The sequence below is a fragment of the Salinivibrio sp. KP-1 genome, from assembly GCF_000968645.1.
Lineage (GTDB): Bacteria > Pseudomonadota > Gammaproteobacteria > Enterobacterales > Vibrionaceae > Salinivibrio > Salinivibrio siamensis.
In genome coordinates this window covers 1-23,363 of record NZ_LAQR01000006.1, presented here as the reverse complement: position 1 = coordinate 23,363, position 23,363 = coordinate 1, and the positions used below count along the sequence as shown (strand labels likewise).

Sequence of the window (23,363 nt, the reverse complement as noted above, 5' to 3'; positions counted from 1 at the left end):
GGTCGCAATTTAGCCAGTAACAAAAACATGTATTGGAGTAGAAGATGAGCGACAAAATTATGCAGCTAACCGACGACAGCTTTGAAGCAGACGTTCTAAAAGCTGCAGGGCCTGTATTGGTAGATTTTTGGGCAGAATGGTGTGGACCTTGCAAAATGATCGCGCCAATCCTGGACGAAATCGCTGAAGAATACGCAGGTAAAGTCACCATCGGAAAACTGAACATTGACCAGAACGCAGGTACACCGCCTAAGTTCGGCATCCGTGGTATCCCAACGTTGCTGCTCTTTAAAGATGGCAACGTAGCAGCAACCAAGGTTGGTGCAGTGTCAAAAACTCAGTTGAAAGAGTTTCTTGACGCCAACCTCTAATGCTAAAGTAACCGTCGCTGCCTCTCAGCGGCGGTTGTTTTTCTGCTAACTAGACGATACCCCATTTAGGTGCTACCTTATTGCACGGAATTTGTACTTCTGTTCATCTCTCGAACATACCACTGGTCTCGACACGCTAACTAATTTCAGACCTCAACTTTGACAAACAAGACACTCACCACTATGAATCTTACCGAACTGAAGACTCAACCCGTCTCGACGCTGGTTGCGCTTGGCGAAAGCATGGGACTTGAAAACCTGGCTCGCTTGCGTAAACAGGACATCATTTTCTCGATCCTCAAACAGCACGCAAAAAGCGGTGAAGATATTTTCGGCAATGGCGTACTGGAAATTCTTCAAGACGGGTTTGGCTTCTTGCGCAGCGCAGACAGCTCGTATTTGGCCGGCCCGGACGACATTTATGTATCGCCAAGCCAAATTCGTCGCTTTAACCTGCGCACAGGCGATACCATCGCGGGTAAAATTCGGCCGCCAAAAGACGGCGAGCGCTACTTTGCGCTATTAAAAGTTAACCAAGTTAACAGTGACAAGCCAGACAATGCTCGCAGCAAAATCCTGTTTGAAAACTTGACCCCATTGCACGCCAGCGAGCGCATGGTGATGGAACGTGGGAATGGCTCCACCGAAGACATCACCGCCCGTGTACTCGACTTAGCCTCGCCGATTGGTAAAGGGCAACGTGGCTTGATTGTGGCACCGCCAAAAGCGGGTAAAACCATGCTGCTGCAAAACATTGCGCAAAGCATCGCGTTCAACCATCCGGATTGTGAACTGATGGTGCTCTTAATTGATGAGCGCCCAGAAGAAGTGACCGGGATGCAGCGCTTGGTGCAGGGTGAAGTGGTCGCGTCAACCTTTGACGAGCCAGCGAACCGTCACGTGCAAGTGGCTGAAATGGTTATCGAAAAAGCCAAGCGCTTGGTGGAGCACAAAAAAGACGTGGTGATCTTGCTGGACTCGATTACCCGTTTGGCGCGTGCTTATAACACGGTTGTACCGTCGTCAGGCAAAGTATTGACCGGTGGTGTTGACGCCAACGCCTTGCACCGTCCTAAGCGTTTCTTTGGTGCGGCGCGTAATGTGGAAGAAGGTGGCAGCTTGACCATTATTGCCACTGCGCTGGTGGACACAGGCTCGAAGATGGACGAAGTGATTTACGAAGAGTTTAAAGGCACGGGTAATATGGAATTACACCTGTCGCGTAAGATTGCTGAAAAACGTGTTTTCCCTGCCATCGATTTCACCCGCTCTGGTACCCGTCGTGAAGAGTTGCTGACCAAGCCCGATGAACTACAAAAAATGTGGATCCTGCGCAAAATCGTTCACCCGATGGGCGAGCTGGAAGGCATGGAATTCTTGATTGGTAAACTGGCGATGTCCAAAACCAACAATGAGTTCTTTGACGCCATGCGTCGGCAAAACTCGTAACTGATAACGCAATAATGTTAAGCACTGCGCATTCGCAGTGCTTTTTTATTGCCCCGTTGATACTGAGCTCGCACAATCATTGTCACCAAGGAAAGGTGACGCAGGACGCGTGGCACCGAAGATAGGATTGCAACGGATGGCAAGACGTTTTCGCATCAAGTTATTAGGGATTGGCCTAGGCCTAGTGGGCCTTTTCTCGCTCTCTGTGTCGGCCAACGCGCCAGCGACAGAGGGCCAAATTGTGACTCAGCCTTTTATCGAGCAAGTGTTAGATAAAGCGAGCACGATAGATGCCATGCGGACTGCCTTTACCCTCCAAGCCAATGGCGAGATCAGCGCGCTTGAGTCGCACATCCGCCAACTGCCGCCGCTCACCCGAGAAGCGACCTTATATCGGCTGCTTTCTTCGCCTCTGCGGCTTGATAACGACAAGTGGCGTGAGTACCTTGCTACTTTAAGTCAGCAGCAGCCGCACTTCTTATTGCGTCATCAACAAGATGGTTACTGGGTGACCACGCCAGCATTTCATTATGCGGCCTCGGCCCGCAAGCAGCTAAATCGCTATCGTCAGCAGCAATTAACCCAAGAGCTCGGCATGCTATTGAGCTATCGCCAATTAGTGATGGCCGAGTGGATTGACCCCGATCAGCCCGACTATCGTCAACGCCGTGACGCCTTGGTGACCATGATTGCCGATTATGACGCCGATGGCTTAGCGTATTTGGCCGATCAGTACCTCAATGATCCGACCCTAATGTGGATGCCCGACAATGCTATTTTGGCGGCGTTGGCACAAGCCACTGAGCGTTCTGCGCTGTATGAGCGATTGTGGCGCCGAGGCACCGATCAGTATAGCCTTGCGGCCTTGCACGCGCTGCGTGAGCGGGGAACTGATCCCTTTGCACTGCGGCAAATGATGGCGGCGGCTGACAACCCCTCGCTGCGAGGACCTGCGATTCGACAACTGGCCAATTTGTCGCCGTTACCTGCACCCGTTGCCGACTTTTTGCTAACACAGCTGTCGTTGCGTCAAGGTAAAGAAGTGGCACAACTGCTGGTGGAAGCGGGCAAAGGGGATTGGTTGAGCGGATTACAAGACCAGCTCGGACCGCTTGGCCAACAGCACATTGCATCTGCGTTACCGTCGCGCTAATGTCGAGCCTTTACCGATCCGGATACCGCTTAACTTGGTATCATAGAGGCGACCATTAACCCCTTGAGCCTGATATGAAACTTTCCGATTTGCGCGATTTTATTGACTATCTTGAAACCCAAGGCGAGCTAAAACGCATTAGCCAGCCGGTTGATCCCGATCTTGAGATGACCGAGATTTGCGACCGCACGTTACGAGCTGGTGGTCCCGCACTGTTGTTTGAAAATCCCGTGGGCTATGACATGCCGGTGCTGGCGAACCTGTTTGGTACCCCCAAGCGTGTTGCTTTGGGCATGGGGCGTCACGACGTCCTCGAGCTACGTGAAGTCGGCAAATTGCTTGCTTATCTCAAAGAGCCAGAGCCGCCCAAGGGCTTTCGTGATGCACTCGATAAACTGCCCGTTTTTCGCCAAGTGCTCAACATGCCGGCGAAAACCGTACGCCGCCCTCGTTGCCAAGAGGTGGTGCTGAGCGGCGATGAGGTCGATCTGGATACCATTCCGGTGATGCGCTGTTGGCCGGGTGATGTGGCACCTTTGCTTACCTGGGGACTGACAATCACGCGTGGCCCTAACAAAAAGCGGCAAAACTTGGGTATTTATCGCCAGCAAAAGATTGGCAAAAACAAAGTGATCATGCGTTGGTTGGCCCATCGCGGTGGCGCGTTAGATTTGCATGATTGGATGCAAACCCATCCCAATGAACCTTTCCCAGTGACCGTGGCCTATGGTGCTGACCCTGCCACCATTCTAGGCGCGGTGACGCCCGTGCCGGATACCTTGTCCGAGTATGCGTTTGCCGGCTTATTACGGGGCAGTAAAACCGAAGTGGCCAAATGTATCAGCAACGACTTGGATGTACCGGCCAGTGCGGAAATTGTGATGGAAGGCTATATCGACCCTAATGAGTACGCGGATGAAGGGCCGTATGGCGATCATACCGGTTATTACAATGAGGTTGAGCGTCACCATGTGTTCACTGTGACGCATCTGACCATGCGCAAAAAACCGATTTACCATAGCACCTACACGGGGCGTCCACCGGATGAACCTGCCGTTTTAGGCGTGGCACTTAACGAGGTGTTTGTGCCGATTTTGCAAAAGCAGTTCCCAGAGATTGTCGATTTCTACCTACCGCCTGAAGGATGCTCGTATCGCATGGCGGTGGTAACCATGAAAAAACAATACCCTGGTCATGCCAAGCGGGTGATGATGGGCGTGTGGTCGTTCTTGCGCCAGTTTATGTACACCAAGTTTGTGATAGTGTGTGACGACGACGTCAACGCGCGTGATTGGAATGACGTGATCTGGGCAATAACCACGCGTATGGATCCGTCGCGCGATACCGTGATGGTGGATAATACCCCTATTGATTCGCTTGACTTTGCCTCTCCCGTGGTTGGGCTCGGCTCGAAAATGGGCCTCGATGCCACCAATAAATGGCAAGGGGAAACCGACCGTGAGTGGGGGACGCCTATTGCTAAAGATCCAGAGGTCGTCGCACGTGTCGACGCGATTTGGGATGAATTAGGGATCTTAGACTAATCCTATTGGAATGCGCTAGCATTCACCATTAACGATACAAACACAGCCAAAGGCGGTAGTGATGCCGCCTCTAATAACCTCATCGGCTGTAGCAATAACAAACAGAGGAACAGAATGTCGATACTATGTGAAGTGACCGCCGTTGAGCCGTTGGCGTGTCACACCTACCGCATTATCCTAAAGCCGCAGCAGGCGGTGAGCTATCAGCCGGGGCAATACGTGATGGCGGTGATGGGTGAAAAAGATAAGCGCCCGTTTTCGCTGGCAAGCAGCCCATGTCGTGAAGCGGGTGCAGAGCTTGAGCTGCACGTTGGCGCGGCAGATGAAAACCCGTTTGCCTTAGAAGTGGTTGAAAAGGCCAAAGCCGCGTTAGAAAGTGGTCAAGCGGACTTTGAAATTACTGAGCCTGCCGGTGATGCTTGGCTACGTGAGAGCGAGCGTCCTTTGCTGCTGATTGCCGGTGGTACTGGTTTTTCTTACGTGCGCAGCATGGTCGATCACTGTATTAGCCAAGGTATACAGTCTCCGATCTTTATTTATTGGGGCGCCCGCACCCCTTGTCAGCTCTATGCGCATGATGAGCTGCAAGCACTGGCTGAGTCACACAGTAATATCACCTTTATGCCAGTGGTGGAACAAGCCGAAGGCGAGTGGCGCGGCAAAGTGGGTAATGTATTGGAAGCGGTGATGGAAGATTTTGTCAGCCTGGGCGCTTACGACATCTATATCGCTGGCCGTTTTGAAATGGCGGGTGTGGCGCGTGACATGTTCTGCAAAGAGCGTGGCGTGAGCCGCGATCACCTTTACTCAGACGCGTTTGCCTTTATCTGATCGCGTCTTCTCTCTCGGATAAGTGAACAGGCAGGGATTTCCCTGCCTGTTTTGTGTTTGGGTGGCAGAGGCCGTGGGGCGGCCTACCGTGGGGCGGCCTACCGTGGGGCGGCACTCCGTTGCGCGGCAACGTGGCGTTTGACCCAGGTTTGGTTAAACCACAGCGCAGCTAAAATCAACACCCCGCCACTGAGTAATGGCATGAGATCTGCCTCGCGATTCCAAATCAGTACATTGACCACAATGCCGGCTGGGATCAGGGCGTTGTTCATCACCGCGAGTGCCCCCGCATTAACTAGCGTCGCACCTTTATTCCAAAAGAAATACCCCAGTCCTGAGGCGATAGTGCCTAGATAAATCAATACACCCCACTGGGTGGGTGTCGTGGGCAGCTTGTCGCTGTTGCCCAGCAAGGCAAAAGCCAGCACACCCACCACTAAGGCGCCAAGATAAAACCAACCGAATACCGCATGCTGAGGCAGCTGAGTTTGTTCTTTCTCAAGCAGGTATTTGTAACCAACTTGGCCAATCGCAAAGCACAGGTTCGCACCTTGCACCACCAAAAAGCCGATTAAAAAGTCAGGATTGACGGTCGCATAGCGGATCACCACGGCGCCAAGCACTGCAACCGCGGCAGTGACGAGATACCAGGCGCTAAACTGGCGTTTTAAGGCATCGTAAATCAAGGTGACGTAAAGCGGGGTAAAGACGGTAAACAGCAGCACCTCTGGCACCGACAAAAATAAAAAGGATTGATAGAAAAAGCAGTACATAATGCCGAGTTGACATGCACCGACCAGCATCAATTTTGCGGCAAAGGCAGGGCGTACTTGGCGAGGGCGCAAAAAGGGCAAAAACACCAGTCCAGCCAATACAATGCGCATCAGCACAGAAAAATAACTGTCTACTTGGCCGGCGAGATACACGCCAATCAGGCTAAATGAAAAGGCCCACAGCAGTGTGACGCCGCTAAGATACCCCATGACTTCGGTTCCTTCGATAAAATGGTAAAAAGGGCAGTGTACCGTTTCATCGCGGGGACGCAATCGGTTCATCTTGGTGTGAGTAGTAGATAAAGCGATGATGGCAGCAAGAAGGCGGAATCACCGCCTTCGCGGGGGAAGAAAGTGGTTCTGTTAGTCGCGGATAGGCACCATCAACAGATCCACCGGTGTTTTATTGAGTAACTGCTTGGTGGAGGAGAGCAACGAGCTCCAAAAGTCTTGGTGATGGCCGACCACGACCAGATCGATCCCCATATTTTGAATCGATTCAGTGATTTCCTCGGCAAGATCGCCACTGCTGACCAAGGTATGTGTCACTGGACTTTGCGCGTCACTGGCCAGTTGATTCAGCTTTTGCTGCGCTTCTTCAATCACACGGTTACGCGACTCGACTAAGTTAATGTCGATGAGCCCGGTGTAGAGCTCGGCGTAATTAACGTCGATATGGACTAAGGAAAGTTGGGCGTCGAGGGCACTGGCTAAGGCATCGGCTTTCTTGAGCAGGCGTTCACTGTCATCTGACAAATCGACAGCAACCAAAATATGCTTGTATGACATAGGGTTATCCTTTTTCTATCTGGCTGTCATCGCAGTTTAGCGAGCTTGCGTATAAAAAACAGTCACTGTGATCGCATTCCGATCAACAACTCGACGATGACACGAGTCATAAATTCGATACAAGACTCGGTCTCGATGCGGTTAGTCGGCGTGATCCGCTTGAAAACCAACGTGCTGCTGGTCAGAATGGCAGCTAACCCCAAATAAAGAGGATGTTTTATATGCTAGCACCTGCCATGGTTGACAGGCTCAATGAGCAGATCAATTTGGAGTTTTTCTCATCAAATCTATACTTACAAATGAGCGCTTGGTGTGAGGATCAAGGCTTCGAAGGAGCCGCGCGATTCCTGCATAAGCACGCACAAGAAGAGATGCAGCATATGCAGCGCCTTTTTACGTACGTCAGTGAGACAGGGGCGATGCCTATTTTGGGTTCGATTGACGCACCACGTCATGAGTTCGCATCACTGGGCGAAGTGTTTCGCGAAACCTATCAACACGAGCGCTTGATTACGGAAAAAATTAACAGCTTGGCGCACGTTGCGTTTACCACACAAGATTATTCTACTTTCAATTTCTTGCAGTGGTATGTAGCGGAGCAGCATGAAGAAGAGAAGCTGTTTAAAGGCATACTCGATAAGATCGAGTTAGTCGGCGAAGATGGCAAGGCACTGTTCTTTATTGACAAAGACTTGGCATCGATGGCGGTTGAAGAGTCTACGTCAGTGATGGACGGCTCAGCAGGGCAGTAATCTGGTTACCTCTCCCTCTGAGCGCTATCCGGCGTAGCGGAGGGAGAGGTCTATGAACGGTGATATCCTAATCGTGGCAGTTTTTACCGTCACACTGGTTAATTTCGCGCGCTACCTGTCTTCACTGCGCGCGCTCGTTGTGATGTTGCGCGACGCGAATCCGCTGCTTTATCAGCAAATTTGTCGCGGAGATAACAACTTTTTCTCACTCTCACCCCAAGGCGATATCTCGCGCCAAAAGCGCTTGTACCAGTACATTCGTAGTCAGGAGTATCTCCATCATCACGATGAAATATTCGTGAGCAAATGCAACAAAGTGCGCCATTTGTTCATCCTCAATGCTGCGTTGTCTGGTGCCTTGCTCGCGACCTTTTTTCTTGTCGCTTTTGCGGGCTGGTAAGCGGACGCCAACAATTTCGACAAAATGCTGACCTCGGTCAGCATTTTTTTTGTTAACCTGACGCCACTACTCGGATCACAGCGTAATTGAGGGAATCATGCAAAGCCTACTCCAATGGTGGCAGTCGCTTCATGAGGCAGCGGCGTGGGAATGGATCTCGGATGTTGTCACGTTAACGGGCATCAGTGCCATTGCATGGACGATTTGGCACGTACTGGTTGGGCGGCTGAAAGCCTTGGCGGAAAAGACCATCACCCGCTGGGACGACATCATTTGGCCGGCGATAGATACGCCTTTAAGTGTGTTGATTTGGCTATGGCCAGCTTCTCATTCGCTGGAAATCATTGTCGATAACACCTTAGGCAATGTCTCACTCAGTTGGCTTACCTTGGTGCAAGATTTGGTGGTGATCTGGGTCATCATTTGGGTGCTGTTACGCCTAGTTAACAGCAGCGAGCAGGTGATGATTGAGACGAGCAAACGCGACCACACCACTATCAATACCTTGGGGAATGTCTTACGCGCCCTCTTTGTGTGCTTCGGGGCCTTGTCCTTGCTGAAAAGCCTGGGCGTTAGCGTCTCAGGTCTACTGACCGTCGGGGGTGTCGGGGGTTTAATTGTTGGTTTTGCCGCTAAGGACTTGCTGTCGAACTTCTTCGGTGGGGTGATGATTTACTTTGATCGCCCGTTTAAAGTCGGTGATTGGGTGCGCTCGCCGGATCGCAACATTGAGGGCACAGTGGAGAAAATTGGTATTCGTATGACGGTGGTGCGCACCTTCGATTTGCGCCCTTTATACGTTCCCAATTCGGTATTCAGTAACGTGGTGGTCGAGAACCCCTCGCGGATGCTCAACCGCCGCATCTATGAAACCATCGGGCTACGTTACCAAGACGCCGATAAAATCAGCGCGGTGATTGACGATGTGTATGCCATGCTTGAAGCCCACCCAGACATTGAAACGCGACAAACCTTGATTGTGAACTTCAACAGCTTTGGCCCACACTCGCTCGATTTCTTTATTTACACCTTCACCAAAACGGTGAACTGGCAACGTTATCACCGCGTGAAGCAGGATGTACTGCTGCAAGTGATTGGTATTATTCATCAGCACGGTGCGGATATTGCCTTCCCAACCCGTACGTTGCATATGGACCCTCGTATGATTGAGCAAAACGCAGGTGTCATGGTGCCACCGCCCGAAGCGCAGGCGCGTTAAATCGCGCTTGCCGCTTACGTGCGGGCTGCTACAATGCCGCTCCCACAGGGTGAGCAGAGAATAAACAGGTAAGCGTGTGACTGAGTATGATGTAATTGTGATTGGCGCCGGTGCGGCAGGATTGATGTGTGCGGCACAAGCAGGCCAACGTGGCCGCCGTGTTTTGGTGGTGGATCATGCCAAAAAACCGGGCCGCAAGATCCTGATCTCAGGCGGCGGACGCTGCAATTTCACCAACTATGATGTCACCGCGAGTAACTTCCTGTGTGAAAACCCGCACTTCGTCAAATCCGCATTGGCACAATACAGCCAATGGGACTTTATTGGTCTGGTGGCCACCCATGGTGTGGCCTATCACGAGCGTGACCACGGCCAGCTGTTTTGTGATGACAGCGCCAAAGATATCGTCAATCTACTCTTGGCCGAATGCGACCAAGCCACCATCAGTCAACGCTATCGCTGTGAAGTGCATGATATCGAACAAGAAGAAGCCGGCTTTCGCCTTAAACTCAATGGCGAGCCGGTGCGCTGCCAGTCGTTGGTGGTTGCCACGGGCGGCCTTTCGATGCCCAAGCTCGGCGCCACCCCCTTTGGTTATCAGCTTGCCGAACAATTTGGTTTAAAAGTGCTGCCCACCCGCGCCGCCTTGGTGCCGTATACCTTGCACCAAGAGGACAAAACTCGCTTTGCCGATATTTCCGGGGTGTCGGTGCCGTGTTCGATCACCACCGAATCGGGTGTGTGTTTTACCGAGAACCTGCTCTTTACCCACCGCGGCTTATCGGGACCGGCGGTGTTGCAAACCTCCTCGTTTTGGCAGCCGGGCGAAGCGGTCACCATCGATTTACTCCCTAGTGAGTCGCTAAAAGACGTGCTGGTGGCGATGCGTGATAAGCATCCCAACCAAACCTTAAAAACCTCACTGTCTCGCCTATTCCCCAAACGTTTGGTCGAGGTCTTGATTGCGCGCGATAGCTTGCCGGATAAACCGCTCAAGCAGCTCGATGACAAGCAGCTCGATCAACTTCATCACTACTTTCACCAGTGGTCAATTGCCCCAAACGGCACTGAAGGTTACCGCACCGCAGAAGTGACGCTTGGCGGGGTAGATACCCACGCAATTTCCTCGAAAACCCTTGAAGCGCGAGATATCCCCGGCCTGTATTTTATCGGTGAAGTGCTAGATGTCACCGGCTGGCTCGGCGGCTATAACTTCCAATGGGCCTGGAGCTCCGGCTGGGTAGCCGGGCAGCATGTGTGATCTTGATTCTAAGTGCTCTCTAGTTGACTGTTTTTTAACTTAAAAATAGCAATCCTGTCTCAGTGTTGATACATTAGCGCGCTTGCCATGCCGGATAAAAATCATCCGGCGCTGTGAACCCGCGACGCGCAGGATGGGCTCGCGGTACCCTAGGGACGGGGTGACGGCTGTTCACTATTGCTACCTCGGTTATCGGGGAGTTTGGAATTAACCTGTCGTTGCTTTGAGAGCCGTTCCCATGCAGTTATCACTAAAACAAAAATTAATTGGGGCATGCTTATCTGCTGTATTGCTGATGGCCGCCTTTCTCACCTGGCTTGCTGTAAGCCAAATTCAAGCCCAAACCCAGTCGAGCATCTATAGCCGCGTCAGTGGTATCGCCGATGCGGCGACTGAATCGATCAGCGGTTGGGTGCAAATCCGTGCTGATATCACCAGTGCCTTTACCGATTACACCAGCAGTAGCCATCGTGTGAGCTATTTGCAGCAAGCGCGTGAGGCCGGTGGGTTTGACGATATCTACTTTGGCACCCCAAAAGGCGCCATGTATCGTTCGCGTCCTGAGCGCAACCGCGATGATTATGACCCTCGCGTCCGTCCGTGGTACAAGCAAGCCGTGAGCGCAGGTAGCCCGATTATTACCACTGCTTACAGTGATGCGATTACCGGTGCGATGCTGGTGACCTTGGCCGAGCCAGTACGTCGTAATGGCGAATTAATCGGTGTGGTGGGCGCAGATGTGTTGATTGACCAGCTGATCCGTGACGTGACCCAATTAAAAGTGGGCAAAAATGCGAACGCGATGCTGCTAGGTGCTGATGGCACTTTTCTCGCTCACAAAGACAAAGCGCGCCTGCTAAAACCGTATCGCAGCCTGTCTCCTGAGCTGAATGAAAACCGCGTGCGTCAGGCGTTGGCACAGCAATCGCTGGTGGAATTGCCTGTCGATGGCGTTGATAAACTGTTTTATTTTGCCTCTGTTCCTAACACCGATTGGGTACTGGCGATTGAGCTGGATAAGCGCACTGAATACGCCAGCCAGCGTGATACCTTGTTCGACCTAATGCTGACCGCGGTAGTGATCACTTTGCTGGTGGCCGGTGCCGTGACGTGGTTGATGCACGTGTTGTTCCGTGACTTGCTCAATGTATCCGCCGCGCTAGAAGAAATTGCCTCCGGTGAAGGGGACTTAACCCAGCGCCTAGAGCCACACAGTAATGACGAAATTGGCAAACTTGCCAACAACTTCAACCGCTTTGTCGGCAACATGCACACTATGGTGTCGCACTTACGTCAGCTGTCTGGCTCGCTCAAGCAACAAGCCGAGCTAACTGCGGCGCAAGCGGAAGAGCGCTCCACCCGGATTGGTCATCAGCAAGATGAAATCAATATGGTGGCGACCGCTATCCATGAAATGGCCTCGGCGACCCAAGATATTGCCGGCAATGCCGATAATACCGCGCGCACCGCCCAAGAGACTGAAAGCGTAGCCAACGATGGCGGCCAGCAAGTGGAGCAAAGTAAGCACTCGATCACCGAGCTTGCCCGTGAAGTAGAAGCGGCGACCGGTGTAATTGGTGAGCTGGATCAGCATGCGCACAGCATCACCAGCATCTTGTCGACCATTCAAGAAGTGGCTGAGCAAACCAATCTGCTGGCATTGAATGCCGCGATTGAAGCGGCACGCGCCGGTGAACATGGCCGTGGCTTTGCGGTGGTAGCCGATGAGGTACGGATATTGAGCCAGCGTACCCATGCCTCTACCACCGAAATTCAGCAAATGATTGATACCTTGCAGCAGGCAACTGGTCGCGCGGTGACCATGATGCAAGACAGCCAGCAACGTGCGCATGCCAGTGTGGAAGATGCCAGCGCGGCGAACGAAAGCTTGAGCCAGATTGTCGCGGCGGTGAGCCAAATTAGCGATATGGCGACGCAAATTGCTTCGGCAGCGGAAGAGCAATCGAGCGTCACCGCGGAGATCACCCGTAACTCAGAGGGCATTCGCGATGTGTCCAATGAGCTATCGACCGAAGCGGATGAAGCCGCGCGTCAAGCCGCGACGTTATCCGAGCTTTCTCATAGCCTTGAGCAAGAGATCAGCCGCTTTAAGCTGTAACCCATAAACGACGTAAATGCCGGGCATGGCAGCGCGCTGTGCTCGGCGTTTTTTTGTTCACGCGTTTGACGTCAGCATCTTGGGGGCGGGGAGCGGTGTGGTGTGATGGTGGCGATCGGCCTCGTAACTCTCCATAAAGTGGGCAAGAAAATGGTCCAGCTGCGTAGCGGCGTTCACGTCGCCTTGGCTTCGTAGTAATGCACTCACCGCTTCACTGGTACACAGGTGTCCCGGTGGCTGGTTGCGCCTGAGCGTATATTGCGAGTCGGCTGTCGACGGCAAACTGACCCGAGGCAGACCATTGAGCCACGGACTTTTATTGAGCATTTTTCGCGCCTGCTGCCAAGTGGCATCCAGCACCACAAACTGTAACGGCGCGCGAGGTGCATTGGTGGCGGCTAACGTCTCTGCGCAAGAAGCTGAACTATCCGCGCAAGAGACAGGCCGAACCGCGTCAGCAAATAGCCTATCGGCGGGGACGGCATCATCACAGGGAAACAACAACCAAGGTGACACATCACCGCGCGCCCAGCTGTCGAGCAAGGCTTGCGGTGGTTGTTTGCGTTGCCAAATTTCGATTTTCGTGTCGGGCAGCGCCGCTTTAACCAGTTTGCCGGTGTTGGATTGGCGCGCCGCTTCGTTTTCGTGCATCACCAGCACGCATTGCAATTGGCTTTCCAGCAGCCAATAGCAGTGACAGATACAGTGATAGGTAAAACCGCATTGGCGGCAGGGCAAACGGGCCATCAGACTCTCCTCAAGGTGTCAGGTTGCTATTGTGCGCAAGTCCGACAAGGAATGCGAGCCCGTGTGCCAAGGGCGCGCGCGTCTACGTTATTCTTCTCCCAATACCGCCCCTTGTTGGGTGGCATAGATGCCATCGGCAAATAATGCTGTGTCTGAGCTATCCGGTTTAGGTGCGCGAGGTGCAGTGCTGGGGTTGAGTGGATAACGCTGCCCATCAAATTGCATCACATGGTGGCCGGCCGGTGCACCACCGCCACCGACCGGCACGATCAAATCATGCCAACCTTTGTTTTGGCTGCGTGCTAATAAAAGGGGCACATGCACCAGTGTCATGCGGCTATTAAACTGCCAGCCTTGCGCGTCGCCTTTAAACACCAATAAGGTGCAGCCGCCACTGCCACAGCTGTCGGTCAAAACCAACAGATCAGCTTGCCCGTCTTGATTGAGGTCGTGGGTAAGCCAGCGATAGGTGAGGGGGCCGGTTTGGCCATTATCGCTAAGATAGTCTTTGAGTGCTTGCTCAACGCGCGGGTTTTTCTCGGCGCTGCCTTTAATGCCGGCTTGATTCGATACGTTCACGGCATCCCCGACTTTGAGCCTCAGCGTTAAGCCGTCATGACCTAATGAGTAGCTGTTGCCATTAAAGGTTTCCTCGGAGGCGGAGAGGGAAAACCCGTTACGTGTATATATGCGCTCAGACACCACCATTTGCTCACCACTACGGGTAGTGAGCACTTGGACTTGGTTCTCCCCAACTGGCTGCCAAATCCCGGTTTCTTTGGTCACCGCTTCCCCTTGTGGGTGGTAGCTGGTGATGGCGCTATGATCGGGCAGCAACGTCAGTTGGGTGGTCAGTGTCGGTTGGCCGGGCGACTGGCTGGTACCTTGGTATTCTCCCGCCCAATGCTGACTGGTATCCACGGAAGGTAAGATCGCACACCCTTGGTAAGTGCCTTTCGCCGTTTTTAAGCGTGCTTGCCAGCCATAGAGGGTGTTGGCGCTTTGTTGGCAGCCTTGGGCGCTAAGCGTTAAAGCGGCTTGTTGAGCACGGAATTGTGCCTGCTCTTGGCTCATGCTTTGTCCGCTGAGCGGGCGCTCTTGTGAGTCTTGCTCGCTTTCCCATGCCAGATGCCCTTGGCCGACAGCGGCTGACCAGGTGGTAGGGGTTTGGCCTTCCGCCAACAAGGTATTACGCGGTTGTGCGCATCCCTCTAATTCGCTGGTGAGCATATTTAAGCGGGTCATGGTCACCGCGGCAGGGTAGTCGGCACTGTACCCGCGGCGTGACACAGGTGTGAAATAGCCCTCAAACTCACTGTATACCGGACCGGACTGCTGCGATAAGGTCGCGCGTTGGTCAGCGGTTAAATCAAGCCAGTACTGTTTTTGACTTCCGCACGGCGTGAAGCTGGCCGTTTCTGGGCTGACAGAAATGCGGCCGGTTTGCATAAAAGGTTGCGGTGTGTGAACCAAGCCGGTTGAAACCTTGTCGCTACGATGGCCCAGCTCTACCGGACCAGAGGTGCTACCGCACCCGGCGAGGGCAAGCAAACTCATCGAGGCGATGATAAGGGGACGAAGAGATGGCACGAAAAACTCCTTGTACTGAGCGAGAGTAGGCAGGCTTGCGCCCTGAATGCAGGCAGGGCAAGATTGCCGCCACCATCCGATTAAGAGCAAGCTAGCATGAGTTATTGGTTATTTAAAACAGAGCCAGATACCTTTTCGATAGACACACTAAAGCAGCAAAAGGTTTCATGCTGGGAAGGGGTGCGCAATTATCAAGCGCGTAATATGCTGCGTGATGAGGTCAAAGTGGGCGATGAGGTGCTGATTTATCATTCCTCGTGCAAACAAGTGGGTGTCGCTGGTGTGGCGACCGTGGTCCGCGCTTGTTATCCCGATCATACCCAATTTGAGCCAGATAGCGGCTACTTTGATCCGAAAGCCACACCTGAAACCCCACGTTGGTTTATGGTGGATGTGGAATATCAGCGTCATGTGCCGTTAATTGCACTGGCAGAGATGAAGCAAAATCCGGCGCTGGCCGAGATGCCGTTAGTGAAAAAAGGTAACCGACTGAGTGTGATGCCGGTTACCGCAGCGCAATGGCAGGCGATCCTGGCGATGGCGGGGGAATAATGCATCGCCATCAGGCGCCTGTTGGCTCACGGTGTGAGCCAGGTCGCTTATAAAAGTGAGTCTAATAGGTGCGCTTTCAAATAGCGCGCCACCGCTTCATCAGCATGACTACCAATAATGGCTTTATCTGAGAGGGTGGCCTTGACGCGCGCTTGTGCGGTGGCCATTACCAAGCCTTGTCCGGCGGCACGTAGCATTTCGACATCGTTCATGCCATCGCCAAACGCGATACAGTCCGCCAAGTTGAGCTGATGACGACGCGCCACTTCCTCTAACGCGGCCCCTTTGGACACCCCATTGCCCATCACTTCCAGGCAGAATGGCGTCGAAAATGCCACGCTGATGTTCTCGCCATACTGCGACAAAAACTGATGCTCGTATTTGAGTAGGTGGTCGTGATCGTGGCGAATAAAGAAAATCTTCGCGATGTTATCGACCGGTGGGTTGTCCACATCAAACTCCTGGGCGTTAAAGCCAGAGTCTTTATGATAGCGGGCGAGCTCTTCATCCATTTTGCTCAGCAGCCAGTCATTATCGCGGTAGAGGTGAATGGTGACGGTCGGATCCTGCTTCACCTCGTTAATCAGGTTGGCAACAATCTCAGGGTCAACATTGTGTTGGAATACCAAGTTGTCATCACTGTCATGCACGCGTGCGCCATTGGAGGTGATCATGTATGCAGGAATGCCAACGGTTTCACGAATGCTCGCTACGTCAACATGATGACGACCCGTGGCAAACACAAAATGGATGCCTTGCTGGTGCAGTTGTTCCAACACCTGTTTGGTATAGGGCGCGATACTGTGCTCTGGGGTGAGCAGGGTACCATCGAGATCGGAAGCGACGAGTTTGTACATCATGTCCTCATTAGTTAGGCGATCACAATCACAGTATGTTTGAGTCTACTGCAACTGACGACGGTGAAAAAGGGAACCCTCTCACTGAGCGATTTCCGCTTTTAGTGTTGGCTCTGACGTTGAAAAAAATCATCAATGGCCGTGAACGCTGCCAGCCGATGTGTATCGGTTTCAAACAAGATTTCATGTCGTGAGCCTTGAAAAAACTGCCATTGACTCGGCTGATTGGCTTGCCGGCGTAAAAAATGGAACTCGGCCATCGCGGGATTAGACACAATCTGCTCGCCGCCAGCTTGGCAAATGAGTGTCGGAGTGGCCAATTGGGGGGCGATGGCTAAGCAGTGCTGGGCTGCGGCCATTCCCTCGGCAATCCAGCGAGCGCTAGGCCCGCCGATCTGCAGTTGAGGTTGGTTGATGTAGAGCTGACGAAACCAGGCATACCGTGCGCGAGAATGGGTCAGGCGGTTTTGCTCAAACGGCACATGACGATAACCAACTTGTCCGGGCCCAAACCGTGGTGGATGCTGATAGCGCGCCAGCGAACGACACAACCAAGGCGCGATACGTCCAAGCCACGGGCTGACGTGCACGCCAAACATCGGCGCGGTCATTGCAAGCCCGTCTATCGCGTGGGGAAATCGATGCGCATAGAGTGCGGCGATGGCCCCGCCCATAGAGTGGGCGAGCATAAAGGTATGGTCGTATTGTCGGTGCGCCCCGATAAACTGCATGAAGGTCGCCAGATCAGTGACATAGTCGTCAAAGCGTTCGACATGACCCAGATCGCGCGGTTTGATCACGAGCCGCTCGGACAAACCTTGGCCGCGGTGATCAAAGCTGTAAACGTCATAGCCCATCTGAACGAGGTCATAAAAGATCTCTTGATACTTCATCACGCTTTCAATGCGGCCATTGACCACCACGACCGCTTGCCTATTCTGCGGACGGGTAAAGCTGCACCAGTGTAAACGTAGCCCTCCTTCCCCGTGGAAGTAGCCTTGTTCACGCTGTTGCCAAAAAGGTGTTATGTGGTGCTTAAATGCGTCGCTCAGCACTGCTTCACGGGCGAGAGAGTGCGCGTCAAAAGCCGGCTGATCCTTACTGTCGGCGAGATCTGTCATCTTGGTTTACCATCACTGAGATAGGTTTACTATAACCGTCTTAAAGGATGGATGAAAATGACACTTATGGGAAAAGCGCCGCGCCAAAAAGAAAAGGCAAGCGCGAGCGCTTGCCTTAACACCGAATAACGATACGTTACTGGTTGAAGTTGTAGTAGGTTTCTGCACCAGGGCCAACGGGCAGACCGAGCACGAAAACCCATACGTAGAATAGAATGCTCCATCCCACCATAAAGATCATCGAATAAGGCAACATGGTGGCAATCAAGGTGCCTATGCCAAGGTTTTTCACATAGCGACACGCCACCGCCAGAATCAGCCCGAAGTAACTCATCATCGGGGTAATGATGTTGGTCACTGAATCGCCAATCCGGTAGGCTGATTGAATCGTCTCTGGGGCATAACCGACCAGCATCAACATAGGTACAAAGATGGGGGCGGTGATGGCCCACTGCGCCGATGCCGAGCCGACCGAGAGGTTAATCAGGCCACACATCAAGATGAAGGCAAAGAATAATGCAGGCCCTGTTAAACCGATGGTTTGCAAAAAGTCAGCACCGCCGACCGCAATCACTTGACCAAAATTGGTCCATTTAAAGAACGCCACAAATTGCGCCGCGAAAAACACCAGCACGATATACATGCCCATGGCGCTCATCGACTTAGACATCGAATCAATCACGTCGCGATCGTTATTGATGGTGCCGACGGTACGGCCAAACACAATACCGGGAACGGCAAAGAACACCATAATAAAGGCAACAATGCCTTTCAAAAACGGCGAGCCTGCCACTTCATTGGTCTCGGGGTGACGCAGTGGTCCCCACTCAGGGACGATGGTGAGCGCTAAAATGCCGCTGACAATCAGCACCGCAATCCCGGCATTACGAAGACCGCGTTTCTCGTCATCATTAAGCTTGCTCGCGGAGGCGGCGGCGACATCTTCAGACGCTTGGTCGTGGTCATACTGGCCCAGCTTAGGCTCGACAATCTTATCGGTGATCCATGCACCAACAATCGCGATGAAGAAGGTAGAAACGAACATAAAGTACCAGTTCATTTCGGGCCCAACGATGTAGTCTGGGTCAATCATTTGCGCGGCTGACTCGGTGATCCCCGACAGCAAGGGGTCGACAGTTCCCAACAACAAGTTAGCAGAGTAACCGCCTGATACCCCGGCAAACGCTGCGGCAAGCCCGGCTAATGGATGACGGCCTAATGAATGGAAGATCATCGCGGCAAGCGGGATTAAAACCACGTAACCGAGCTCTGAAGCCGTATTCGAGATAATACCGGCAAAGACAATGGTAAAGGTGACGGTACGGCGCGACGCGCCCATTACCAGGCCGCGCATGGAGGCTGACAGCAGTCCTGAATGTTCTGCGACCGACACACCGAGCATGGCCACCAGCACGGTGCCGAGTGGGGCAAAGCCGGTAAAGTTTTTCACCAAGTTGGTGACGATCATTTGCAAGCCTTCGGCGTTGAGCAGGCTTTGCACATAAATCATGCCATCTGCCGCACGTCCTTTTGCGCCCTCTGGGCGAGGATCGGCGACAGACACATCAAAGTAGCCAGCGACACCCGAGGCGATCAGGATAGCGACACAGAAAATCGCGAATAAGGTCACTGGATGAGGGAGCAGGTTGCCGAGCCACTCGACGGTATCGAGAAAGCGCGTAAACAGTGTGCGCTTGTGCGGCCCACCTTGTTGCTCTGTGGTACTTGAGTGCATGGGGTTGGTCTCCTTCGTTGTACTGCATTTCCCGTCTATGGGAAAAGGAGGCCGAATGTTAATTGTTTTTTAACTTAAATAGCAAGATTAAAAGCTAGTTAGTGAGCGTAAAACTCGATCTACGTGCTGCTAATGAGGCAAAAAAGAAACATATTTGACTGGATAATGACTTTAACGGACATCATTTGACGCGAAGTTGGCGTATGATGGATGCGTGCTCGATCCGGTCACTGGTTAAAAGTGTTAACAAATGCAACAGACTGAAACACAGACACATATTGATTACCTCGACATATTGCGTGTCCTCGCTGCCTTTTTCGTGGTGGCGATTCATGTACTGGGTCCGTATCGGTTTCAAATTGGTGATATTGCGCTGAGTGATTGGGTGGTCGCGGTAGGGCTAAACAGTGCAAGTCGCTGGGCGGTGCCGATTTTTATTATGATTTCGGGCTTACTGCTGCTCTCGTCGACGCGGCCTTTCCGCTTGCGCCATTTTATCCGTCGCCGCGTGGTTAAGGTGGTGGTGCCCTTTCTGGTGTGGTCGTTCGCGTTTGCGTGTCTGTCTGGACTGACGCCGGATGGTTTTTCGTGGCAGACCGTCACCCAAACATTGGGCGCGGCCCCTCAGCATGAAACTTATTATCACCTTGGCTTTTTCTACTATTACATCCCGTTGCTGCTGTGGGTGCCATTGCTACGCCCGTTAATGCCACGCTTACCGTCATGGTCAGTGGCTTTTATCGGATTAGCATGGATAAGCTTAACGGCTTGGTATTTAACCGGCGCGCATGGCTGGTGGCGGAATGATTTTATCCTCTATGGCGGCTACTTATGGTTAGGCTATTGGCTACACCAAGCGCCACGTGCGTTGTTACTGTGGTGGGCGCTGGGCTTACTGGCTTTGGGTATGACCGAGTATCACGTGTTAACCACCAGTGTTGCGCATCAGCGTTATATCACTGAGGGTTGGTTATCGTATACCACGATCAACACGGTGCTGATTAGTGCGGCACTTTTCCTTGCCGTCAAACATTGGCGAGCGAATAAAGCGACACCATCGTGGGTTGCAACCCTGAGTCGTTATAGCCTAGGGATCTACTTGATTCACCCAGTGTTCCTTTGGCCCGTCAGGGCTTACTGGCCCACTTTATCGCCCGCTATGGTTTGGATCCCCTTGCTGACGCTATATGCCTTTGCGGGGGCGGCGCTGACCACTGCTATATTGCAACGATATCGCGCCACCGCGTGGTTGGTGCCATAAATGATGACACTTTTGACGACAACGGCGGTCATAACTGATTGAATATAGGATGACAGGATCAGATCGCAATCATGAAGCCTGATGCCCCTAAATGGTATAAAAACCACCATACTCATAAAATGGGAGCTGGTAAGGAGAGAGACCATGGATGACGTCGCAGTCGTGATTAAGCACAGTAAGCGCCTAGAAGGCTTGCTGCGTGAGCACTATCACGCCGAAGGGAAGGGGCTCCATCAGCTCATCGACAGTAGCCAAAAACGCCTGCCGCATGATGTGATCAAAAAACTGCGCTTTGTCGCCACTATTCGTAACAAAGTCGTTCATGAAGAGGGTTACGAAGTGGACGATATACGTGAATTTATATCGGTGAGTAAGTATTGTGAGTCAGAATTAGTACCGCGAAGCAACCGATTGATTTGGCGGCTTGCCGCGGGGCTTATCCTGCTGTTTACCGCGGGGGCAATTGGTTTTTACGCGCAAGTGTGGCCGCAATGGAGTGGCTAGCTAACCACAAGAATCGGTTGTCACCCCACGGTTAACGTTACGATTTTTTTAAACTGGATCTTGTTCTCATCAAGGGACGCTGGACATCTCCGCCAGCCAGCCTAGACTTGGCGTCCTTGTCTTGAAAGGAATGATACTCATGTGGAGCTGGTTCGCTGTCTGTTGTTCTGGACTGCTGCATATCTCCGCAGCCTACCGGGGCCCGCGTTGGCAGTTTTATCTTTTTAAACCGCTGACTATTGTGATGCTCATGGCGATAGTGGGCACTCACATTAGCGTCTCTCATTATGCGCAATGGGTCTTCGTCGCGCTATTGCTCTCTGTGGTGGGCGATGTCTTTTTAATGCTCCCCAAAGACAGGTTTGTGCAGGGGTTAACCAGTTTTTTACTCGCACACCTGGTCTATATCTTCGCGTTTTGGGCGCAATTTGACGGCCATATGGTATGGTGGCTGCCCGCCATGTTGTCTGGCCTGGGCATTATCGTCTTTCTTTTACTGCTCCCAAACTTAGGGCAGCTCGCGCTGCCTGTGGCCGTGTATATTGCCGTGATCACCCAGATGGTATGGGCGGCCGGTGAATACTGGCTCAATACTCACTCCCCCGCGGCGGCACTCGCACTGGCCGGTGCTATCTGTTTTATGGTGTCAGATACCGTGCTGGCGTTTGCGCGTTTTAAGGGCGAATTTCGTGCGGCACAAGCGATGGTGATGTCGAGTTATTTTTTAGCGCAAGCACTGATCAGTGCCTCGGTGGTGATCGCCCAAGGAGGGTGAGATGGAAAAAGTCTATCAAGCGATGAACACCTTGGAGGCGCACAGCTTAAAAGGCCTGTTATCCAGCCATCGTATTGATTGTGTATTGAAAGGCGAAGCGCTGAGTGCGGCAGTGGGCGAGTTACCCACTGATGTGCAAGGCGTAACCTTATGGGTTGCCCCAGAAAATGTCGCTCAAGCAAGGCAATTACTGCAGGCGTATGAAGAGCAAAGCGAGACACACTGGGTATGCCAGCACTGTGGAGAAGAGAACGCCGGCAGTTTTGAACTATGCTGGCAATGCCAGCATAGTCGCGAATGACACTTACATCATATGCTTGCGGCGAATATCGAGCAGCGCAAAAATCCCAAAAATCAGGATTGACCATTTTTCCCAGCGCGTCATGGTAATTTTGTCGCCAAATGCTCCTAAGAAAATCAGCATTTGTAGCCCATGCATCACCAACAAAAAGCCGGTCATGATATAGAGCGCCATGGCGGCCACCCCTGGAAACGGGTGAACGATGTTGGCCAGTAAGACGATCCAAACAAAGGCGATGGCCGCTTTGGCGAGTAGAATTAGTCCTTTCATAGTGTGTCTCTTACGTTTGGTCGTTGAAATATAGACGGAAGTTGACTTGTCCTGCACGTTTTTCACGATGACAGTGCCAGTTTCCTGGGACGTGATAGTCATCCAGCTCACTTTCCGCTTCAACGTAAATACATGCCCCAGGTGCGAGCCATCCGTTGTTTGCGAGCGCAGCCAAGGTGTCGTTAAGCAACCCTTGATGAAACGGGGGATCGACAAAGACCACATCGAACGGGCTGTTTTGCGGTGGCGCGGCGAGTAGAGTCAGTGCATCTGTGCTATCTACTTGCGCATTCTCTGCGCCAAGCTGATCGAGGTTATCTCGAAGTTGTTTGGCCGCTACGGGGTTTTTTTCGCAAAACTGCGTCCAAGTCGCGCCGCGAGAGAGCGCTTCAAAGCCCAGTCCACCACTGCCCGCAAACACATCCAAGCAGCGCGCTCCCGGAAGATGGGGCGCCAGCCAATTAAATACGGTTTCTTTCACCCGGTCGGTAGTGGGGCGTAACCCCTGTGCGTCTTGCACGACAAGCTTACGGCCACGCCAGCGGCCAGCAATGATACGAACAGCTCCAGCCCCACGGGAAGCGTGAGCTGATGAAGATTTGCGGTTGGCGCGTTTAACCATAGATTTTTTGACCGTAAAGAAGGTGATAGACTATGCCGATTCGGTATTGAGCCGCTGATTGTATCAAGCATGCTTTAGGATTTGCCAATGGCAGAAAAAAAGAAACGTGGATTTATGTCATGGTTGGGTCTGGGTCGGAAAAAAGACCAGACACAGCCTGAACCAGAACAAGCGTCACCAACGACTGCGCCAGACGTGGCGGAAGAGACGGCAGAGTCAACCACATCGGTAGAAACATCGATTGATGAGGCGAACTCGCAACAACCGCAAGAAACCCTTGCATCTGATAGCGAAAGCGAAGTCAATACCGTGCCAGAGCCAGAGCCAGAGCCAGAGCCAGAGCCAGAGCCAGAGCCAGAGCCAGAGC

Annotated in this window: 24 protein-coding genes and 1 pseudogene; 16 read left to right on the top strand and 9 right to left on the bottom strand. The window is 52.6% G+C overall.

All coding sequences use genetic code 11. From position 1 onward, the window contains the following. Window positions 1-44 precede the first annotated feature (44 nt). From trxA to fre, 5 genes are all read left to right on the top strand, one after another. Entirely contained in the window at window positions 45-371 is a 327-nt protein-coding gene (gene trxA, locus WN56_RS08210) for a thioredoxin TrxA (protein ID WP_046074579.1), read from the top strand. 183 nt (window positions 372-554) lie between these two features. Next, window positions 555-1,820: a transcription termination factor Rho gene (rho, locus tag WN56_RS08205; RefSeq protein WP_046074578.1), complete on the top strand. Its 1,266-nt coding sequence runs from the start codon at window positions 555-557 to the stop codon at window positions 1,818-1,820. A 136-nt stretch (window positions 1,821-1,956) separates the two neighbouring features. After that, the gene (locus WN56_RS08200) at window positions 1,957-2,973 is read left to right on the top strand and encodes a hypothetical protein (RefSeq protein ID WP_052708051.1); all 1,017 of its coding nucleotides are present in this window, start codon (window positions 1,957-1,959) and stop codon (window positions 2,971-2,973) included. A 74-nt stretch (window positions 2,974-3,047) separates the two neighbouring features. Beyond that, window positions 3,048-4,517: a 4-hydroxy-3-polyprenylbenzoate decarboxylase gene (gene ubiD, locus WN56_RS08195; protein WP_046074577.1), complete on the top strand. Its 1,470-nt coding sequence runs from the start codon at window positions 3,048-3,050 to the stop codon at window positions 4,515-4,517. Between the two features lie 114 nt (window positions 4,518-4,631). Beyond that, window positions 4,632-5,348, top strand: coding sequence for an NAD(P)H-flavin reductase (fre, locus tag WN56_RS08190; RefSeq protein ID WP_046074576.1), 717 nt, complete (start codon window positions 4,632-4,634; stop codon window positions 5,346-5,348). A 98-nt stretch (window positions 5,349-5,446) separates the two neighbouring features. Here fre and WN56_RS08185 read toward each other — a convergent pair whose 3' ends face one another. Beyond that, entirely contained in the window at window positions 5,447-6,331 is an 885-nt protein-coding gene (locus WN56_RS08185; protein ID WP_046074575.1) for a carboxylate/amino acid/amine transporter, read from the bottom strand. Between the two features lie 153 nt (window positions 6,332-6,484). After that, complete coding sequence (locus tag WN56_RS08180) at window positions 6,485-6,910, bottom strand: universal stress protein (protein WP_046074574.1); 426 nt, start codon at window positions 6,908-6,910, stop codon at window positions 6,485-6,487. A 221-nt stretch (window positions 6,911-7,131) separates the two neighbouring features. On the opposite strand from WN56_RS08180, the gene ftnA reads away from it, so the two are divergent. The 5 genes from ftnA to WN56_RS08155 all read left to right on the top strand — a co-directional run bounded on the left by ftnA (window position 7,132) and on the right by WN56_RS08155 (window position 12,661). Continuing rightward, window positions 7,132-7,662 (top strand): non-heme ferritin, encoded by a 531-nt coding sequence (ftnA, locus tag WN56_RS08175; RefSeq protein WP_046074610.1) that lies wholly within the window; start codon window positions 7,132-7,134, stop codon window positions 7,660-7,662. A 52-nt stretch (window positions 7,663-7,714) separates the two neighbouring features. Further along, window positions 7,715-8,062, top strand: coding sequence for a universal stress protein UspB (locus WN56_RS08170; RefSeq protein WP_046074573.1), 348 nt, complete (start codon window positions 7,715-7,717; stop codon window positions 8,060-8,062). Window positions 8,063-8,159: 97 nt separating this feature from the next. Continuing rightward, complete coding sequence (locus tag WN56_RS08165; protein WP_046074572.1) at window positions 8,160-9,281, top strand: mechanosensitive ion channel family protein; 1,122 nt, start codon at window positions 8,160-8,162, stop codon at window positions 9,279-9,281. Window positions 9,282-9,357: 76 nt separating this feature from the next. Further along, window positions 9,358-10,542 (top strand): NAD(P)/FAD-dependent oxidoreductase, encoded by a 1,185-nt coding sequence (locus tag WN56_RS08160; RefSeq protein ID WP_046074571.1) that lies wholly within the window; start codon window positions 9,358-9,360, stop codon window positions 10,540-10,542. 238 nt (window positions 10,543-10,780) lie between these two features. Next, entirely contained in the window at window positions 10,781-12,661 is a 1,881-nt protein-coding gene (locus WN56_RS08155; protein ID WP_046074570.1) for a methyl-accepting chemotaxis protein, read from the top strand. A 57-nt stretch (window positions 12,662-12,718) separates the two neighbouring features. Here WN56_RS08155 and WN56_RS08150 read toward each other — a convergent pair whose 3' ends face one another. Both WN56_RS08150 and WN56_RS08145 read right to left on the bottom strand, forming a co-directional pair. Next, window positions 12,719-13,408, bottom strand: a complete 690-nt coding sequence (locus WN56_RS08150; protein WP_046074569.1) for a tRNA-uridine aminocarboxypropyltransferase — start codon at window positions 13,406-13,408, stop codon at window positions 12,719-12,721. 87 nt (window positions 13,409-13,495) lie between these two features. Continuing rightward, a complete protein-coding gene (locus WN56_RS08145) occupies window positions 13,496-14,998 on the bottom strand; it encodes a hypothetical protein (protein WP_052708050.1) in 1,503 nt (500 codons plus the stop codon). A gap of 96 nt (window positions 14,999-15,094) precedes the next feature. On the opposite strand from WN56_RS08145, the gene WN56_RS08140 reads away from it, so the two are divergent. Next, entirely contained in the window at window positions 15,095-15,550 is a 456-nt protein-coding gene (locus WN56_RS08140; RefSeq protein WP_046074568.1) for an EVE domain-containing protein, read from the top strand. 47 nt (window positions 15,551-15,597) lie between these two features. On the opposite strand, the gene WN56_RS08135 is transcribed toward WN56_RS08140, so the two are convergent. From WN56_RS08135 to WN56_RS08125, 3 genes are all read right to left on the bottom strand, one after another. After that, window positions 15,598-16,407, bottom strand: coding sequence for a Cof-type HAD-IIB family hydrolase (locus WN56_RS08135; protein WP_046074567.1), 810 nt, complete (start codon window positions 16,405-16,407; stop codon window positions 15,598-15,600). Between the two features lie 101 nt (window positions 16,408-16,508). Further along, window positions 16,509-17,528 carry an alpha/beta fold hydrolase gene (locus WN56_RS08130; RefSeq protein ID WP_052708049.1) on the bottom strand — a complete coding sequence of 340 codons (1,020 nt, stop codon included), beginning with the start codon at window positions 17,526-17,528 and terminating at the stop codon, window positions 16,509-16,511. A 136-nt stretch (window positions 17,529-17,664) separates the two neighbouring features. Then, window positions 17,665-19,263 carry an AbgT family transporter gene (locus WN56_RS08125; RefSeq protein ID WP_046074566.1) on the bottom strand — a complete coding sequence of 533 codons (1,599 nt, stop codon included), beginning with the start codon at window positions 19,261-19,263 and terminating at the stop codon, window positions 17,665-17,667. Between the two features lie 250 nt (window positions 19,264-19,513). Between WN56_RS08125 and WN56_RS08120 the strand changes: the two genes are divergently transcribed. From WN56_RS08120 to WN56_RS08105, 4 genes are all read left to right on the top strand, one after another. After that, window positions 19,514-20,524, top strand: coding sequence for an acyltransferase (locus tag WN56_RS08120; RefSeq protein ID WP_046074565.1), 1,011 nt, complete (start codon window positions 19,514-19,516; stop codon window positions 20,522-20,524). A gap of 144 nt (window positions 20,525-20,668) precedes the next feature. Then, window positions 20,669-21,028, top strand: coding sequence for a DUF4145 domain-containing protein (locus tag WN56_RS08115; RefSeq protein WP_046074564.1), 360 nt, complete (start codon window positions 20,669-20,671; stop codon window positions 21,026-21,028). Window positions 21,029-21,167: 139 nt separating this feature from the next. Then, a complete protein-coding gene (locus WN56_RS08110; RefSeq protein ID WP_046074563.1) occupies window positions 21,168-21,803 on the top strand; it encodes a lysoplasmalogenase in 636 nt (211 codons plus the stop codon). A 1-nt stretch (window position 21,804) separates the two neighbouring features. Next, entirely contained in the window at window positions 21,805-22,104 is a 300-nt protein-coding gene (locus tag WN56_RS08105) for a DUF2007 domain-containing protein (protein WP_046074562.1), read from the top strand. A 3-nt stretch (window positions 22,105-22,107) separates the two neighbouring features. On the opposite strand, the gene WN56_RS08100 is transcribed toward WN56_RS08105, so the two are convergent. Continuing rightward, a complete protein-coding gene (locus tag WN56_RS08100; protein WP_046074561.1) occupies window positions 22,108-22,374 on the bottom strand; it encodes a DUF1145 domain-containing protein in 267 nt (88 codons plus the stop codon). A 10-nt stretch (window positions 22,375-22,384) separates the two neighbouring features. Further along, window positions 22,385-22,996, bottom strand: a complete 612-nt coding sequence (rsmD, locus tag WN56_RS08095; RefSeq protein WP_046074560.1) for a 16S rRNA (guanine(966)-N(2))-methyltransferase RsmD — start codon at window positions 22,994-22,996, stop codon at window positions 22,385-22,387. A gap of 87 nt (window positions 22,997-23,083) precedes the next feature. Here rsmD and WN56_RS08090 point away from each other — a divergent pair. After that, window positions 23,084-23,363: pseudogene (locus WN56_RS08090) on the top strand (hypothetical protein); the annotation flags it as partial.

Bases quoted from the DNA above. Each gene is read 5' to 3' on its own strand.
- rsmD (WP_046074560.1), bottom strand. From the start codon at position 22,996: ATGGTTAAACGCGCCAACCGCAAATCTTCATCAGCTCACGCTTCCCGT.
- fre (WP_046074576.1), top strand. From the start codon at position 4,632: ATGTCGATACTATGTGAAGTGACCGCCGTTGAGCCGTTGGCGTGTCAC.
- WN56_RS08130 (WP_052708049.1), bottom strand. From the start codon at position 17,528: ATGACAGATCTCGCCGACAGTAAGGATCAGCCGGCTTTTGACGCGCAC.
- ubiD (WP_046074577.1), top strand. From the start codon at position 3,048: ATGAAACTTTCCGATTTGCGCGATTTTATTGACTATCTTGAAACCCAA.
- WN56_RS08120 (WP_046074565.1), top strand. From the start codon at position 19,514: ATGCAACAGACTGAAACACAGACACATATTGATTACCTCGACATATTG.
- WN56_RS08110 (WP_046074563.1), top strand. From the start codon at position 21,168: ATGTGGAGCTGGTTCGCTGTCTGTTGTTCTGGACTGCTGCATATCTCC.
- WN56_RS08125 (WP_046074566.1), bottom strand. From the start codon at position 19,263: ATGCACTCAAGTACCACAGAGCAACAAGGTGGGCCGCACAAGCGCACA.
- WN56_RS08200 (WP_052708051.1), top strand. From the start codon at position 1,957: ATGGCAAGACGTTTTCGCATCAAGTTATTAGGGATTGGCCTAGGCCTA.
- WN56_RS08100 (WP_046074561.1), bottom strand. From the start codon at position 22,374: ATGAAAGGACTAATTCTACTCGCCAAAGCGGCCATCGCCTTTGTTTGG.
- WN56_RS08115 (WP_046074564.1), top strand. From the start codon at position 20,669: ATGGATGACGTCGCAGTCGTGATTAAGCACAGTAAGCGCCTAGAAGGC.
- WN56_RS08105 (WP_046074562.1), top strand. From the start codon at position 21,805: ATGGAAAAAGTCTATCAAGCGATGAACACCTTGGAGGCGCACAGCTTA.
- WN56_RS08150 (WP_046074569.1), bottom strand. From the start codon at position 13,408: ATGGCCCGTTTGCCCTGCCGCCAATGCGGTTTTACCTATCACTGTATC.
- WN56_RS08170 (WP_046074573.1), top strand. From the start codon at position 7,715: ATGAACGGTGATATCCTAATCGTGGCAGTTTTTACCGTCACACTGGTT.
- WN56_RS08165 (WP_046074572.1), top strand. From the start codon at position 8,160: ATGCAAAGCCTACTCCAATGGTGGCAGTCGCTTCATGAGGCAGCGGCG.
- WN56_RS08135 (WP_046074567.1), bottom strand. From the start codon at position 16,407: ATGTACAAACTCGTCGCTTCCGATCTCGATGGTACCCTGCTCACCCCA.
- WN56_RS08155 (WP_046074570.1), top strand. From the start codon at position 10,781: ATGCAGTTATCACTAAAACAAAAATTAATTGGGGCATGCTTATCTGCT.
- rho (WP_046074578.1), top strand. From the start codon at position 555: ATGAATCTTACCGAACTGAAGACTCAACCCGTCTCGACGCTGGTTGCG.
- trxA (WP_046074579.1), top strand. From the start codon at position 45: ATGAGCGACAAAATTATGCAGCTAACCGACGACAGCTTTGAAGCAGAC.
- WN56_RS08140 (WP_046074568.1), top strand. From the start codon at position 15,095: ATGAGTTATTGGTTATTTAAAACAGAGCCAGATACCTTTTCGATAGAC.
- WN56_RS08185 (WP_046074575.1), bottom strand. From the start codon at position 6,331: ATGGGGTATCTTAGCGGCGTCACACTGCTGTGGGCCTTTTCATTTAGC.
- WN56_RS08180 (WP_046074574.1), bottom strand. From the start codon at position 6,910: ATGTCATACAAGCATATTTTGGTTGCTGTCGATTTGTCAGATGACAGT.
- ftnA (WP_046074610.1), top strand. From the start codon at position 7,132: ATGCTAGCACCTGCCATGGTTGACAGGCTCAATGAGCAGATCAATTTG.